Genomic DNA, 14,020 nt, shown 5'->3' with positions numbered 1-14,020 from the left:
GGACTTATCTGCGGGCTCGTTATGAGCCTTCAAATTTTCACTTCCCAGTAACCTCAAAAATCATCGAACCGATTTGTTGTGTCTGTTTGCTGAGAAGTTTAACCGAGTTTCTGTAGGATTTGAGATTAAAGCGTGTTGGTGCGCTCGCCAGAGGCGAAGCCCATCTGAAAATGAGAGATATTATGGCACTGGTGGGTCCCGTATTACGGGTGCTTGGATATTTTCTGGTTGGACTGGCCATTTTGATGCTGGCACCTGCATTGCTGGACATTTACTTCAGCAATCCGGACTGGATTGCGTTTGCACTCTCTTCTCTGTTTGTTGGTTTGCTTGGCCTGCTGCTTGCTGTTTCTACGGCCAACTACAAACTCGAACACCTCACCATTCGACAGGCGTTTTTGCTGACCACAGCATCGTGGATTGTGATGCCAGTCTGTGGCGCTCTGCCATTTCTCAGCCTCGGGATCGGCTTTGAGAACGCTTTTTTTGAGAGCGTCTCGGGGTTTACGACCACAGGTTCCACGGTTCTGATTGGTCTGGATGGTATGCCTCCGGGTTTGTTGTTCTGGCGTTCCCTGACCCAGTGGATCGGCGGTGTTGGCATCATCGTTATGGCGATCTTGCTCATGCCTTTGCTGCGTATTGGCGGGATGCAGCTGTTTCGGACAGAAAGTTCTGACCGCGGAGAGAAGATTGTTGCCCGTGCGACTGATTTGACGCGCTTGATTGGTGGCGTCTACATCATGCTGACGTTGACCTGCACAATCCTTTATGTGTTTTCTGGCATGACGTTGTTTGATGCTGTGAACCATGCAATGACGACATTATCCTCTGGTGGTTTTTCTACTCACGATGCGTCCTTTGCATATTTTGAGAGCACTGCTGCAGAATGGGTGGCTGTGGTCTTTATGCTGGCCTCAGGACTGCCGTTTGTTGTGCTGATCAAATCCTTGACCAAGAATCCGAAAGCACTTCTGCAGGATCCTCAGGCACGAGTCTTTATTTTTGTTATCATTGTCCTCTCCAGTTTGACTGCTCTGTATCTTGGCATTGAAAATAAGTTCACGTTTGGCCGTGCCGTGGTTGAAGCGCTGTTTGTGGTGATTTCAATCATCACCACAACGGGCTATGGACTTGGTGATTACACGGCCTGGGGCCCGCCGATGATGGGCTTCTTCCTGATGTTGACGTTTATTGGTGGCTGTACAGGTTCGACCAGTGGTGGCATCAAGATTTTCCGGTTTATCGTGTTCTTTGGCACTGTTCGTGCGTACATGAATAAGATGATCCGGCCTGATCAGGTGGTTCCTGTCCGGTATGGCGATACAAAGATCACGCCTGAACTGGCGTTCTCGGTTCTTGCGTTTTTAGTGGTCTATATGGCCACGGTAGGGTTGATTACCGTCATTCTTGGTGGACTTGGTCTGGATCTGGTGACGGCTATGAGTGCAGCGACGACGGCGGTTTCTAATGTCGGACCGGGACTTGGTGATGTGGTTGGCCCCGTTGGAAACTTTGCTGACATCCCCAACAGTGCGAAAATTGTACTTTCTGCGGCAATGTTGCTGGGGAGATTGGAACTCTTTACGGTGCTGGTGCTGTTTAATCCTCAATTCTGGCGTTGACGCTACGTCCCTGAAAGACTAGGGATTCCGTGCATTGAGCATGTTTGGGCTATCCGGTTTCATTCTTGTTGTGTGAATAGGTAGTTGCCCGATTAATTCAATTGCCAGATATCACTAAGTGGCCTAAAACCAATGCTTCATAAATGTTTGAGAGCATACCGTTCCAATCTCGTCCGTTAAGGGACAATATGTGACTAGCGGGCGGGTTAAATTGGATTTTATATCGGCGGATTGATTTTGGTTTCCATACGACCGGTTTTAAGTGTGCTTGGGTACCTTTATGTCGGCCTCGCTGCTGCCATGCTTGTCCCTGCATTTGTGGATGTTGTGTCGCGTAATGCTGACTGGCAAGCCTTTATTATTTCATCGTTAATTACCGGTCTGGTTGGCATGTTGCTCATCGTGGCCATGGGTGGTGCGCTGCGTGATGGGCTGGATACGCGCCAGACCTTTATCCTGACAACTTTATGCTGGGTCTCATTGCCTGCATTTGGGGCTCTGCCGTTTTTGTGGCTGGGTATTGCGTATGTTGATGCTGCGTTTGAGGCCGTGTCGGGGTTCACCACCACCGGCTCTACAGTTCTGACAGGTCTTGATTCACTTCCACCGGGGCTGCTTGTTTGGCGTTCGCTGATGCAGTGGATGGGCGGGGTTGGTATCGTCGTTATGGCGATCGTGCTTTTACCGTTTCTACGCATTGGTGGAATGCAACTGTTTCAGACCGAAAGCTCCGACCAGAGTGAGAAGATTGTTAGCCGTTCCATTGAGTTGATCCGCCTGATCAGTTTGACGTACCTGTTTCTGACCAGCCTTTGCATCGTGCTTTACTGGTTCTCTGGCATGACGATGTTTGATGCGTTTAACCATGGTCTCACGACAATTGCGACAGGTGGTTATTCCACGCATGATAACTCCTTCGGGTACTTTACCAATCCGGTGACTGGTTGGATTGCGGTTGTCTTCATGATTGTGGGCGCGCTGCCATTCGTGCTTATCATTCAGGCGCTGCGCGGGCAGCCGCTGTTGCTGTGGCGTGATCCTCAGGTGCGGGCGTTTCTGTGGCTGGTGGGTCTGATCTCTCTTGCTCTGACGATTTATCTCGGTACTTCTGGCAATGCTGATAGTTTTGGCAGTGCGATCCTGCAGTCTGCGTTTAACGTGATTTCTGTGGTGACGGGTACTGGCTATGCCATGGGGGATTATACTGCTTGGGGAGCTCCGGTGATTGGACTTGCGTTTCTGCTCAAGTTTGTTGGTGGCTGTACAGGCTCGACAACGGGCGGCATCAAGGTCTTCCGTTTTCTCGTGTTCTTCGGAACCGTGATCGCGCATATGCGGCGGATGGTGCGGCCTAACCGCGTGATCTCTGTGAGCTACGGTAACACGCACCTGACACCAGAACTGACGTTCTCTGTTCTTGCGTTCCTCGTGGTTTACATCGGCACCGTTGGTATACTGACGCTGATCCTTTCTCTGTTCCATCTGGATCTGGTGACTGCTGTGTCTGCCGCTGCGACATCCGTTGGTAACGTTGGCCCGGGCCTTGGCACCATGATCGGGCCATCTGGCAACTTTGCTGCGCTGCCTGATCCAGTGAAATGGATCTTATGCTCTGCGATGTTGCTGGGGCGTCTGGAACTGTTTACGGTTCTCATTCTTCTGGATCCTGATTTCTGGTCCAAATAATCTTCAGTCTTCATTTTGGCGCGTATTCTTGTCCGAAAACCGGAGCCACTTTTCGGGAATACTCTGAATAATTTGGAAGGTCGCTATGCGATTTGATGTACCGCTGGTCACTGGCCGGCTGATTAAGCGTTACAAACGGTTTCTGGCTGATGTGGCCCTCGATGATGGCGGTGCTGAAATCACAGCGCACTGCGCCAACTCGGGCTCCATGATGGGTTTAAAAGATCCGGGCATTAAGGTCTGGCTGACGCCTAATGATGATCCGAAGCGCAAGTTGAAATACTCCTGGGAAATGCTCGAGATTGACGGTGCGATGGTGGGTATCAATACCAGTCGTCCGAATGGCCTGGTCGAAGAGGCGATTGAAGCAGGGCGCATTCCTGAGCTTGGCGGTTATGAAAAGCTGCGCCGTGAAGTGAAGTATGGCAAGAACTCCCGCATCGACATTTTGCTGGAAGGTGAGGGTGACAAGCGCACCTATGTTGAGGTGAAGAACGTGACGCTGGCCCGAGAGGGTGGTGTTGCTGAATTCCCTGATGCTGTGACCGCACGTGGTGCGAAGCATCTGGATGAACTGGCAGATATGGTCCGGGAAGGCCATCGCTCAGCAATGGTGTTTTTGATCCAGCGCGATGATTGCGATGCGCTCGTTCTGGCCCGCGATATTGACCCGAAGTACGGAGAGGCTTTTGATGCGGCTGTGAAAGCCGGCGTTGAAGTCTATGCGATTGGGTGCCGCTTGGATGCTAACGAGATCATCGCAGACCGGGCTATTGAGGTGCGGTGCTGAGGCGGAAGAGCTTAAGAAGAGCAGCGTATCAAATGACTGTGGCTTGGCTAAAAGTACGTTTTCTGATGACAAGTCTGCCCCTGCACTGAAAGCACCGCATGGCACCCCATGCAGCGTTGAACTGAAGTTCCCGGAAGTCGGGATGAGCAAGGCGGCAGGCAACGCCTGCGCTACTTGTTAGAAATGAGTCTTTGGCATTGGCTACGCGCCTTGCCCGGGCATTTTGATATGGACAACATCGCCTCTTATCCTGAAAGACACGATAGCCAGTTTCCTGGAAAGACAACGGCTTTGCTTTGGCAAGTTTCCCGGCCTAAACAGGTCCTCTGTCCCTGACATTTATTGCTCTGACCAGCAAATGCCACTGCGTGATGCCCCTCATGCTTGGGCCCTTCCTCTCAGACCATGCAGTCACGTCTGAAAATCGGTTCCACCGGACCTTTGAAAGATGCGTTACCTCTCTCAAAAGCCCCACCCAGCCCACGACACGCTGACGGACGGTCCGCCAGCTGCCCGTCACGTGGGCATGAAGTTAGTATGGGGGCATATTTGCTTAAGGGGGATAAGTTTTTTCTCAAATACCACTCACCATCGTTTGCCCGCAGGCATGCAAAGAACATTAAGCAGCTTTCACATTCTCCAGGAAGCTTGCCACTTCAGATCGTAAGTTCTCGGAGAGATGACCCAGCTTTCCAGCAGCCTGATGCAGGTCATTCGAAGCATCTTTTGTGCCCTGAAACCCACTATCCAAATCCAGCATGTCTGTCGCAACCTGCGACACATTCTGGTGCGCGCTATTCAGATCCCGAGAGATATCCTCAGTTGCCTGCTTCTGATCACCAACAGCTTCATTAATGCCAGTTGATAAGGAATTGATCTGCTCAATTGTCTCTCCGATTGAGCGGATCGCTGTCACAGCTTGCTCAGCAACCTTTTGCACCGACTCAACCTGTGTTGAAATCTCTTCGGTAGCTTTTGAGGTTTGGCCAGCAAGGTTTTTCACCTCACTTGCAACCACAGCAAAGCCACGCCCCGCTTCCCCTGCACGTGCTGCCTCAATTGTTGCATTCAATGCCAACAGGTTAGTCTGGTCAGCAATCTGATCAATCAGCTCGATCACCTCACCAATAGCCTTCCCGCTTTCCACCAAACGCCCAACAATCTCATTGGTCTTGTGCGCATGCACGGCAGCATCCTGCGCAAAACGGGCAGCTTGTGTGGTGTTATCACCAATCATCCCCGAAGAACGCGACACACCTTCTGCCGCTTCAGCCAATGCTTTCACTGAGGTTTGTGTGGTTTGCGCGACATCACTGGAAGATGTCATGGCACTGTGAGCACCCTGCACGCTCGCATCCAGCTCTCTGGAGCGTGTCTCCACTGCCTGACTGATCTCCAGCAAATCATGCACGACATGACCAACTGAAGCCTCAAACTCCTGGGCAACACTGGCTAACGCCTGTTTGCGTGCATCTGCAAGTTCCAGCTCCTGCTGTATTTTTGCTTTTGCATCTGCTTCAGCCCTATCTTTCAGCACAACACGGAACTGAGCAATAGAACGAGCAATCGCCCCGATTTCATCTCCACGTTCTATGCATTTGATCTCAGTGTCCAATGCCCCTTCAGCCAGCGCATCCAGACCACGTTGCAACGCAGCCATGTTGTTTCGCATGCCCCGTGCAATGACGACAGCCACAACAAAGAACAGAGCTCCCACAGGCGCACAGACCATCACAATGTACATGAGATTGTCGACAAGCAGCGACTCTAGCGCGCTTTGCCCATGATCAGACATAAGCTGCGACCTTAACGCCTCATCTCCCAGAGCAGACGTCAACGCATCGTATATTGTGACAAAGGAAAACAGCGTGCCGAGCGACATGATTGACATGGCCAGAAATACGACCAAGACAAATTTGCCTACCATCGACAGCTTAAAAACATGCGGTTGGGTAACCATCAATAGCCCCACTTCACCCATAAGTTTAATGTGAGTAATGTTACCCATGTATGTAAACAGAACACTACCATGAGGCTGTGAATTGCATACATTTTCGAAAAAACAGCGATAAAATTTAATTTTCTGCAGAGATTCCTGATTCTGCGCTAATATTCAAAGCTCAATCAATAAAAAATACTTCGAATATTAAAATCCAGTCCAACGTGTGTCGTCAGCTCGACCAGAAACTTCTGGCAGCACTTCTCCAGATACAGTCAGCTTAAACAGATCACTTCCCGCAGCAGCTTTCCCGCCTTTATCATCAGGTCCGATAAGCTTAGTTTCAGGAGACGTTAGACGACCGGTCAAAACAATAAAGTTTGGATCATCTTTCACACCTTCAAAAATGAAGGCCGTCGCACTACCAAATATGCGTGCTATTTCTCGCTCAACAAAGTAGGCGACTTTGCGGTATCCAGCCCAGGTAAAGTAAACCCCATCCTTCGCCCTCAATCGGCGGCGCTTACCAGTAATGTCCGGGCCATGAGGCGTATATTCCCCCTCTTCACTTTGGAAGGCAGCCCAAATGTCGACAAAGATACCTCCAGCTGGTTCAACTTGCTCTTTGAACAAATCATTGAGATAGCTGAAGTTAGCACTCGTAAGATACTCTTCTGCAGGCGCAAGGCCTACCCAAATCAGAGGCAATTGCTCATTCCGGACGGCTGCAACCAAGGACGCTGTCCTGAAGCGGTATTCTTTCTTCCACTCTTCCCCTTGAAACTGCAGCTCCTCAGCGTAGCTGGCAGGCTGCCCATCAATAACACCTTGCCCTACAACTTTGATGTTTCGGTTATCGCGTGCGCCCAAAGAAACAACCACAAGACCCACATCTTCGCTCTTCAGCACAGCTGTCACGTCTTCCGGCCAGTCCGGATTTTTATCTGCAACAAGTCCAGTTTGAGGATAAACAAGCTTCTTGACCTTAATCGAAGGCGTTTCAGCATACACGGCCTTCAAACCATCAGCCAATCCCATCGCCAGATCATCACCAATGACCAGAAGGACCTTAGCGTCCTTACTCTTTTCTTTTTCAACGATCTTGGGAGTGTTTACTGCAGCAACGCCAGCACTACGGTTTTTTCGCGTTGTACTTCTGCGTCGCTTCTTCCTTGTAGGATTCGCCTGCTCGATTCTTTTATTTCCCCCACCAAACAACCAGCCAAAGAATGACTTGTTGCCTTTTTTGGGGGCGCCTGTGCTGTTGGTTCTCACCTGAGCTGCAACCTCAACGGGCACAACAGAAACACTGACAAAGCAAAGGCTTATCAGTGCCACAAACACAAAGGACAAAAAGGATCGTTGCATAATCGCGAGTCTCCAGCAGGAACCAACCACCAGCATTGGTTTCCTGCCATTAGGAAACCCGATTATGTTCTACCTTGCAACCTATTAAGAAGCTTTATTGAATCGTGACCATCTGGAACCAGTCCCGACGCTTTTTGATAAGCCTGAATAGCCTGACGGGTCCTCTGACCAATCTTTCCATCTACAGCTCCAGGTTTATAACCCTTCTCGGAAAGCCCCTTCTGAAGCGCTTTTTTCTCGCTAAATGTCAGAGGGCGATCACCACGCGGCCATTCCACAGCAAAACCAGAAAGTCCCAACAATCGATCAGAAAGGTGCCCAACCCCAAGCGCATAAGCACTTGAGTTGTTATAGCGCTTGATCACGTAGAAGTTTTTGAGCAGCAAGAACGCAGGGCCCTTCGCTCCAGCAGGTGTATAAAGCCGTGCCATGTCAGCACCACGTGGGAACTTCGAGCCATTCGCCCGCTTCACACCAAGCTTGCCCCAACTCACAACAGACTGCTGTTTGCGTTGGTTGCTTAAGCGGTAATTGAAGTTCTTCGGCAAAGTAACTTCATAGCCCCAGGTCTGCCCTGACTGCCAACCCATCTTGTTGAGATAGGCTGCTGTTGAAGCCAACGCATCAGGGATGCTATTCCAGATATCTCTTTTTCCATCACCCGTAATATCGACCGCATAGGCCTGATAAGTCGTCGGGATGAACTGCGTATGCCCCATGGCACCCGCCCAGGACCCCCGCATTTGCGTAGGCGAAACATCACCATTTTGAAGGATTTTGAGAGCAGCAATAAGCTGCTTGCGTGCATATTTTCCGCGACGGCCACCATTATAAGCCAGTGTCGCTAGAGCACGAGGCGTTGAACGAACAATCGATGTATTATCGAGAATACGCCCATATGAACTTTCCATGCCCCAAATCGCCAGCACGACATGACGGTTTACGCCATATTTTGCCTCGATTTTATCAAGCCAACCAGACCATTCATCCACCATGCGGCGCCCGTGGAGCACCCGATCCTCTGAAACGGCGCTATCCAGATACTGCCAGATAGCACGCGTAAACTCAGGTTGGTTCTCTGCACTCTTCTTAATTCGTGGATCAGGGGTCATCCCCTTGAAGACACGATCATAGAGTTGAGCGTTAACGCCTTGAGCTACAGCAGTCCGCTTATAGCTTGCAATCCATTTTTGAAAATCATTCCCCTGAGCAAAGCCGTAGGAGTTGCTGAAAAATAGAAACCCAGCGCACAGGACAGCTGGCAAAGAAGAAAATCGCATACTGCTTTCTCCAGTCACCCGAATGGGAGGTTGTTAGGCGCACTTTGCGCAGTCTTTTTGCTTAGCCCTCGGAGGCATTACTGCCATGACTGTCAACCATGGTAAAAAAAAGGCCGTTTTTAATCAAAACCCCTTTTTAAGCTTGTCAATTTTTACTAGATGCATCTCTGAAAAATTAACGCGCTCCAAAACACTTCAAGAATTCAGCGTCTTATCCGAAGGCCAGCTTCAATGAGGCTGCTCGTATAGTTGCTATTTGGCGAGGAGCTCTCAAACGCACGGAACGTATAACGAGAAAGCAGTGCTGCATCCTTGGAGAAAGCCCACACCAAGCCGAAGGATCCAGTTCCCTCCTGCTCAACAATATCTACCCCTTGATACGTCCTGTAAGTGTAGCCAAACTGGACATCACCAACCAGGTCCTGAGTAAACTGATGTGCATATCGAACATCACCCGCATAAAGAATTGAACCAGAAGCTCCACTGATATTGGTTCCGCTAAAGCTGGTTGCTCCACCAACGGTCACAGTATCCCGGCGTGTAGGAGACCAAACAAAAGCTCCATCGAAAATCAGCCCCTGCAAAGCATCAAGGCGATTGTCATCCAGATACTCAGCCCGATAACCAATCCCAAACTCACCCCGAAGCTTAGGTCCACGATCAACACGAAGACCAGATTTTACAAAGTAACCACGCGATGTTCTATCGAAGCAAGATGGATCACCGCTACAATCTTGATCGTATTTTCGGACAAGAAACCCACCTTCTAAGTAAGGTTCAAATGCAGCTCCATTATCAAATGACGTACGCAGAGTGGCATCAAATACAGTATTATCGCGAGGCTGCGAACTGCTCATTTGCCCACCGTAAATCGTACGGTCTACACCAATGCCACCACGCAGCTGAACCAACGAAACTTGCCTGCTGAGTGAGAATCTACCTCCAATTTCCTGCACAGAATTGGTACGCCCAGTCGACGCCTCATTTTCAGCAGAGGACCGCTCCTCTCGCGAAAATGAATAAACACCATCAATACCGGCAGTTGTCAGGTCACCCAGATCGAGACGCACATTCCCACGACCGGTGACAACAGGCTGGTTATTGTCAGGTTCACTAAAGAAAGCGCGAAGGCTACCCCGAAGCTCCAACCCGAGTCCGTGCCGCTCCCAATTTGAAACCACACCAACTGCCGCATCAACTTCATAAAACCCATCCGGCGTACCGCCATTTGCCTGCTCAGCATTGTCGGTCCAGCCAAGGCCAGCATCAAACGACGGCGTCAGGCGTAACGACCCAAGCTGAATGCCAATAGGTCGGTCCTGAACAGTCTCTCCATCAAAAATACCCTCATCAGAATTCCCACCTCCACCAACGGGTCGTGAAAGACGAGAAGCAGCTGCAACTCTCTCCGAAAACTTAGCTGCCCTACTCCTGCGACCAGTACCAGTGAGTTGCTGGTTAACAGTCGGGACGAGAGCCTGAGCTCCAATGCGTGATGGTCCTTCTTCAATCAACTGTTCAAAGGGCGCCGCATCCGTTTCAGAAGGATTTTCAAAGCCCGCACTCGGATCACTCTCAAAAGCAAGGCTATCCCTTAACTCCAGATCACTGGTTTGCGCGACTGCATAACACCACGGAAATGCACCCAGCATCAAAACACAGGTCAGAATTGACCTGCTTTGAATGCTCTTCAAAACGTCTGGGCGCAACCACATAAAATATTCCAGCAATCCACCTTCAAATGAAGGAAATTCAACAAGCCCCACACTCGCCGAACATGGTTAACGTTTCCTTGCAAAGAGACGCTCTACCTCTGATTGTTTTATCCATTCAGATTTGGTAGAGGGGAAACCAAGTCTTGCCCCAGAGTGTTCACAATGCACTCTTATTTAGTGCAGGAATCTTGCTGCAAAAGCGTCATTGTGCTCCTGAGAGCAAAGCTAAGAAGTAGTGCCAAATGCATATGCCATCATTTCTAACGCATGAAGACCGTCCTCTGCGCCCGGCTGATGAGTGGATACACTCCGCTGCAAAGACAATTGAAACTGAGATTGCTGCGCTCAACGCGTTACAGGCAAGTCTTTCCAACGGCTTGGCAGAGCCTTTCACAAAGGCGGTAGAGACAATCGCTCACTCAAAAGGTCGCGTAATCGTCTCCGGTATTGGCAAGAGTGGAATCATTGGTACCAAACTGGCTGCGACGTTAGCATCCACCGGGACGCCCGCTTTCTTCGTACACGCAAGCGAAGCAAGCCACGGTGATCTTGGCATGATCACCGAAGATGATGTGGTTATTGCGCTGTCCTGGTCAGGCGAAACCCAAGAACTTGCAAGCCTCCTCGGCTTCACACGCCGTTTTAAGGTGCCGTTGATCGCTATCACCCGCAACGCAGCTAGTGCACTTGGTCAAGCCTCAGATATCTGTCTAACATTGCCTAAAGTACCAGAGGCTTGCCCTCATGGATTGGCTCCCACATCCAGCACCTTAATTCAGCTCGCCCTGGGAGATGCACTTGCAATTGCGCTCTTGGAAGCAAAAGGTTTTACAGCCCAAGACTTTAAGGTCTACCATCCTGGCGGTAAACTAGGTGCGAGCCTGATGCATGTAAAAGATGTCATGCACACGGGGGATCATTTGCCAGTTGCTCAAAACGGTATGCTCATGAAAGAAGCTCTCGTCTTGATGACCCAAAAAGGGTTTGGCGTTCTTGGCATCACCAATAATGACGGAGTACTCATTGGCGTCATCACGGATGGTGACTTACGCCGTCATATCAGCCCGAACTTTCTCGATATGAAAGTTGAGGATGTCATGACGCACAATCCAAAAACAATTGAAGAAACACTTCTGGCACCATCAGCACTGGAAGTAATGAACTCACTCAAGATCAGCTCACTATTTATTGTCAGTAATGACAAGCCAGTTGGAATCATACGCACACTTGATCTTCTGAAAATCGGCGCGGCCTGACCCGCACCTGGAACAAGCTCTTTGATGCCCGAGATGTGTTCATCCTCGGGCATTTTGATTCTCATAGCCATCCATTTGGTTCACATCTTCCAACAGCACAACCCAATTTTTCCCATTTATTAGGATTTGGTTAGCCTTAATACCCCAAATTAACACTAGTTAAATTGCCTCATCAAAGGCGCACATTCGGGTAAGCTAAATGGATCTAGCCACGATAATCGGCGTTATCGCTGCTTGCGTAACTGTGCTGATAGCTATCTTTCTGGGTGGAAGCTTCAGCCAGTTCGTTGACCTTCCTTCCATCTTGATCGTGGTAGGTGGCGGCCTCGCAGCCACACTCGTCAGATTCCCGCTAAATGGGTTGCTAAGTGCTTTTGGAATGGGAGCGAAACTCGCTTTCACCCATAAGAAGATCGAGCCTCGCGAACTTGTCGAGAATATCGCTCATCTTGCAGAAACTGCTCGCAAGGAAGGCCCTCTCGGTCTGGAGAATGTCGAGATTGAGGAACCTACCCTCGCCAAAGGCATGCAGTATGTAGCTGACGGTTACGACTACAATCTCATTCGCGACTCGATGGAAAAAGAGCGTGATCTCTATCTGACCCGCTTGAATGAAGGCGCCCGCGTATACCGTGCACTTGGCGACTCAGCTCCCGCCTTTGGAATGATCGGAACACTTGTCGGCCTGGTACAGATGCTTGCGACTATGGATGATCCATCCACAATCGGTCCCTCCATGGCGATTGCGCTATTAACAACGCTGTACGGCTCACTCATCGCAAACGTAGTGTGTATCCCAGTCGCCGATAAACTGGATTCCAAATTTGAGCAGGAAGAGCTAAATCAAACCCTTGTCATCGACGGCGTTTTGCAGATTCGTGAAAGCAAAAGCCCATCGTTGATCCGTGAAATGTTGCTGGCTTATATCCCAGAAAAAGGCCGCAGCGACATGATTGAAGCGGCGGCTTAGTCCTTCGGGCAAGGGAGAGACACAATGGCAGGTAGAAAAAAATCAGCTCCCGCAGGCGCACCCGCATGGATGCTGACGTTTGCAGACTTGATGTCTCTGCTCGTGTGTTTCTTCGTATTGATTATTTCGTTCTCGGTACAAGACAAGCAAAAACTTCAGGTTGTTGCGGGCTCGATCAAAGACGCATTCGGCATCAAACAGGTGACCAAACGCGCTGGTGTTCTTGAAATCGAAGGTGTGCCACTACGCGATTTCATGAAAGACATCACCTACGAGAAGCAAATTACAGACGCTGATTTTGCAACTGAAAGCCATCCGGAAAAGCGTAAACAAGGCCCGGAAGCAAACACCCACACCACCAAGAAGGCAGATATCGAGAAGCCGAGGCAGTTTGCAACCGCAGTCGTTTCGCTCCGGCAGGCATTTCAGGAAATGCCTGAGATCACAGAGATCTCCAACAACATCATTCTTGAAGAAACAGATGAAGGCCTTAACATCCTGATCGTGGATCAGGAAGGCCGTTCAATGTATCCGGAAGGGTCAAAGTACCCTTATGAGATAACAAGGCAGCTCCTCGCTAAAATGGCACCTGTTCTGGCAAAGATGCCAAACCGTGTCCGCATTACCGGACACACGACGACAGGACAGCTCATCACAGCTCCAAGTGAAACTGGCTGGGAACTCTCAGCAGATCGCGCAAACACAGCACGACAGATTCTTTCTGAGTATGGTCTGCCCTCGAACAATATTCATTCTGTAGTGGGAAAAGCTGATTCTGAACCTCTCTTCCCGAATGACCCATATCTTGCAGCAAACCGCCGCATCTCAATTCTGCTGATGGCAGAAGAACCGCCGCTGCCACCAGATTTCAATCCATACCAATAGGCCTAGGCCTCTTCGCCTTCTGAAGCCGCTTCCACAATGAGAGTTGTGCCGTCTTGGCCGACGACTTTCACATGGGCACCTGCTGGTAAATCCGGGCCATTTACACGCCAAATAGAGTCACCAATCTCAAGCGTGCCTTTGCCATGAGCGAGTGCCTGCTTCAACACAAACACACGTCCTTGATATCGGCTCCCTCTTTTATTGAGATGCGGATCACCTTCTTTGTCATCATCTTTAACAGTCAAACGACGACCAATGAGGAGGAAGCTGACGGACAAGACACCCCACAGCACAAGCTGCCAGCGCCAGTCCATATCAAAATATGCAACCAGAGCGCCAACAACGAGAGCCGCTGCCCCAAACCAGATCAGGAATGAGCCAGGAACAGCTAACTCAAGCCCAATAAGAACAAGCCCGGAGGCAAACCAAACCCAAGGTTCAATACTGTTTTGGAACAGCTCAATCAGCATATCGATCAGCCCTCTGAACTACCGGTGTTTGGAATA

Annotated in this window: 11 protein-coding genes; 6 read left to right on the top strand and 5 right to left on the bottom strand. The window is 50.1% G+C overall.

From position 1 onward, the window contains the following. Positions 1-209 precede the first annotated feature (209 nt). From PsW74_RS25650 to sfsA, 3 genes are all read left to right on the top strand, one after another. Positions 210-1,625, top strand: coding sequence for a TrkH family potassium uptake protein (locus PsW74_RS25650; RefSeq protein ID WP_082830723.1), 1,416 nt, complete (start codon positions 210-212; stop codon positions 1,623-1,625). 234 nt (positions 1,626-1,859) lie between these two features. Then, positions 1,860-3,311, top strand: coding sequence for a TrkH family potassium uptake protein (locus tag PsW74_RS25645; RefSeq protein ID WP_244271771.1), 1,452 nt, complete (start codon positions 1,860-1,862; stop codon positions 3,309-3,311). 85 nt (positions 3,312-3,396) lie between these two features. Beyond that, a complete protein-coding gene (gene sfsA, locus PsW74_RS25640; protein ID WP_063289541.1) occupies positions 3,397-4,101 on the top strand; it encodes a DNA/RNA nuclease SfsA in 705 nt (234 codons plus the stop codon). A 619-nt stretch (positions 4,102-4,720) separates the two neighbouring features. Here the strand turns inward: sfsA and PsW74_RS25635 are convergent. From PsW74_RS25635 to PsW74_RS25620, 4 genes are all read right to left on the bottom strand, one after another. Next, the gene (locus tag PsW74_RS25635; protein WP_208980703.1) at positions 4,721-6,061 is read right to left on the bottom strand and encodes a methyl-accepting chemotaxis protein; all 1,341 of its coding nucleotides are present in this window, start codon (positions 6,059-6,061) and stop codon (positions 4,721-4,723) included. Between the two features lie 186 nt (positions 6,062-6,247). Then, a complete protein-coding gene (locus tag PsW74_RS25630; protein ID WP_208980704.1) occupies positions 6,248-7,408 on the bottom strand; it encodes a DUF459 domain-containing protein in 1,161 nt (386 codons plus the stop codon). 62 nt (positions 7,409-7,470) lie between these two features. After that, complete coding sequence (locus PsW74_RS25625) at positions 7,471-8,688, bottom strand: lytic murein transglycosylase (RefSeq protein WP_063290283.1); 1,218 nt, start codon at positions 8,686-8,688, stop codon at positions 7,471-7,473. Between the two features lie 203 nt (positions 8,689-8,891). Then, positions 8,892-10,403: an outer membrane beta-barrel protein gene (locus tag PsW74_RS25620; protein ID WP_208988164.1), complete on the bottom strand. Its 1,512-nt coding sequence runs from the start codon at positions 10,401-10,403 to the stop codon at positions 8,892-8,894. A 242-nt stretch (positions 10,404-10,645) separates the two neighbouring features. On the opposite strand from PsW74_RS25620, the gene PsW74_RS25615 reads away from it, so the two are divergent. From PsW74_RS25615 to PsW74_RS25605, 3 genes are all read left to right on the top strand, one after another. Then, positions 10,646-11,659, top strand: a complete 1,014-nt coding sequence (locus PsW74_RS25615; protein ID WP_057461829.1) for a KpsF/GutQ family sugar-phosphate isomerase — start codon at positions 10,646-10,648, stop codon at positions 11,657-11,659. A gap of 199 nt (positions 11,660-11,858) precedes the next feature. Beyond that, entirely contained in the window at positions 11,859-12,629 is a 771-nt protein-coding gene (locus tag PsW74_RS25610) for a MotA/TolQ/ExbB proton channel family protein (protein ID WP_008551696.1), read from the top strand. 24 nt (positions 12,630-12,653) lie between these two features. After that, positions 12,654-13,514 carry a flagellar motor protein MotB gene (locus tag PsW74_RS25605; RefSeq protein WP_057461830.1) on the top strand — a complete coding sequence of 287 codons (861 nt, stop codon included), beginning with the start codon at positions 12,654-12,656 and terminating at the stop codon, positions 13,512-13,514. Positions 13,515-13,516: 2 nt separating this feature from the next. Here the strand turns inward: PsW74_RS25605 and PsW74_RS25600 are convergent, their stop codons facing one another. Then, entirely contained in the window at positions 13,517-13,984 is a 468-nt protein-coding gene (locus tag PsW74_RS25600; protein WP_063290285.1) for an NfeD family protein, read from the bottom strand. Positions 13,985-14,020: the final 36 nt, after the last annotated feature.

The sequence above is a fragment of the Pseudovibrio sp. W74 genome, assembly GCF_001623085.1.
GTDB lineage: Bacteria > Pseudomonadota > Alphaproteobacteria > Rhizobiales > Stappiaceae > Pseudovibrio.
This window is presented reverse-complemented; position numbering and strand designations above follow the sequence as displayed.

Bases quoted from the DNA above. Each gene is read 5' to 3' on its own strand.
- sfsA (WP_063289541.1), top strand. From the start codon at position 3,397: ATGCGATTTGATGTACCGCTGGTCACTGGCCGGCTGATTAAGCGTTAC.
- PsW74_RS25635 (WP_208980703.1), bottom strand. From the start codon at position 6,061: ATGGTTACCCAACCGCATGTTTTTAAGCTGTCGATGGTAGGCAAATTT.
- PsW74_RS25630 (WP_208980704.1), bottom strand. From the start codon at position 7,408: ATGCAACGATCCTTTTTGTCCTTTGTGTTTGTGGCACTGATAAGCCTT.
- PsW74_RS25625 (WP_063290283.1), bottom strand. From the start codon at position 8,688: ATGCGATTTTCTTCTTTGCCAGCTGTCCTGTGCGCTGGGTTTCTATTT.
- PsW74_RS25620 (WP_208988164.1), bottom strand. From the start codon at position 10,403: ATGTGGTTGCGCCCAGACGTTTTGAAGAGCATTCAAAGCAGGTCAATT.
- PsW74_RS25615 (WP_057461829.1), top strand. From the start codon at position 10,646: ATGCATATGCCATCATTTCTAACGCATGAAGACCGTCCTCTGCGCCCG.
- PsW74_RS25610 (WP_008551696.1), top strand. From the start codon at position 11,859: ATGGATCTAGCCACGATAATCGGCGTTATCGCTGCTTGCGTAACTGTG.
- PsW74_RS25605 (WP_057461830.1), top strand. From the start codon at position 12,654: ATGGCAGGTAGAAAAAAATCAGCTCCCGCAGGCGCACCCGCATGGATG.
- PsW74_RS25600 (WP_063290285.1), bottom strand. From the start codon at position 13,984: ATGCTGATTGAGCTGTTCCAAAACAGTATTGAACCTTGGGTTTGGTTT.